The organism is Synechococcus sp. R55.7 (assembly GCF_047461955.1).
In the GTDB taxonomy this organism is placed as follows: Bacteria; Cyanobacteriota; Cyanobacteriia; order Thermostichales; family Thermostichaceae; genus Thermostichus.
This window is the reverse complement of the sequence record NZ_JANSIC010000128.1, coordinates 1-1,264: the sequence shown is the minus strand read 5'-3', so window position 1 is coordinate 1,264 and position 1,264 is coordinate 1. Positions and strand designations below refer to the sequence as shown.

General features: G+C 62.3%; 2 protein-coding genes. Both read left to right on the top strand.

What is annotated here, in order from left to right; genetic code table 11:
- The coding region (locus NW820_RS08080) for a phosphoribosylaminoimidazolesuccinocarboxamide synthase (protein WP_414407192.1) at nucleotides 1-594 on the top strand (594 nt) is incomplete at its 5' end.
- Nucleotides 595-611: 17 nt separating this feature from the next.
- On the top strand, nucleotides 612-1,264 hold a 653-nt coding region (locus tag NW820_RS08075), incomplete at its 3' end, for a DUF2157 domain-containing protein (protein WP_414407191.1).

The following is a 1,264-nucleotide window of genomic DNA, read 5'->3' as shown; positions in this document are numbered from 1 at the left end:
AATTGCACCGTCTCCAGCCATGTGTTTGCCTACCTGGCGCAGCAAGGGATCCCCAACCATTTCTTGGCCCAAACCGGCCCCACCGAGATGCAGGTGCGAGCCTTGCACATCCTGCCTTTGGAAGTGGTGGTGCGCAACCGCACAGCGGGTAGCCTCTGCCGACGGCTGGGCCTGGAGCAGGGCCTTCCCATCGAGCCGCCGCTGGTGGAGTTCTATTACAAAAACGATGCCTTGGGGGATCCCTTGGTAACCCCCGACCACATCCGCCTATTGCAGTTGGCCACGCCGGAGCAGGTGGAGCGCTTGGGATCCCTGGCTTTGGCCATCAACAACCATCTGCAGGCTTTCTGGCGAAGCTGCCGCCTAGAGTTGGTGGACTTTAAGCTGGAGTTTGGCCTGGACGAGAAGGGAGAGATCCTGCTAGCCGACGAGATTAGCCCCGATACCTGCCGTCTTTGGGATCGGGGGGGATCTGAGCCGCGGGTGCTGGATAAAGATCTCTTTCGCTTTGATCTGGGGGATCCAGTAGCTGGCTATCAAGAGGTGTTGCAGCGGGTGCTTCAGGCAGTGGGATCCCAATTCCTTCTCTCCTAGAGGGAGAGGAGCCAGGGGTGAGGGACTATAATCGCCTCAGCGATCCCACTCCTTTAACGCCCGAGCCTCCTTTCGCTTGTCGGGATCCCGCCATGACCTCTCCCCGCCCCCCCTACCCCGGCGAGCGTTTCCGCCGCCAACTGGCCGACCTGCTGAACACCTGGGTGGAGCAGGGGTTGATCGAACCTGCCCAACGGGATCGCCTGCGGGAGTATTACCAACTGGAGAGTTTGCAACGCTCAGCCGGCGGGCGATTTGCCCTGGTGCTGCTGCTGTTTGGCGCAGTTCTGGTGGGCCTAGGGGTGATCTCCTTTGTGGCGGCCAACTGGGCTGCCATTCCCCGCTGGGCAAGAGCCTGGGGGTGCTTGGCCCTCATGGTAGGGCTGCAGGTGGCTGGCTTCCAGGTTTGGCAGCAGGGATCCCGACGGCTCCGACGGCTGGGCAGCGCCCTGCTGATAGCCGGTGAACTGACCCTGGGAGCCTGTATTGGCCTGATGGCCCAGTGGGTTCAGCTTGGGGGATCCGCGGCAGGCCTGTTTTGGGCCTGGGGGATGGGCGGTTTGGCCATGGCCTACGGCTTGCGTCACAGCCCCAGTGGTGTACTGGCCTGCCTTCTGCTGGGCTCGGGGATGGTAGCCGACTTCGTGGATTGGGGGACTGTCAACTTCCT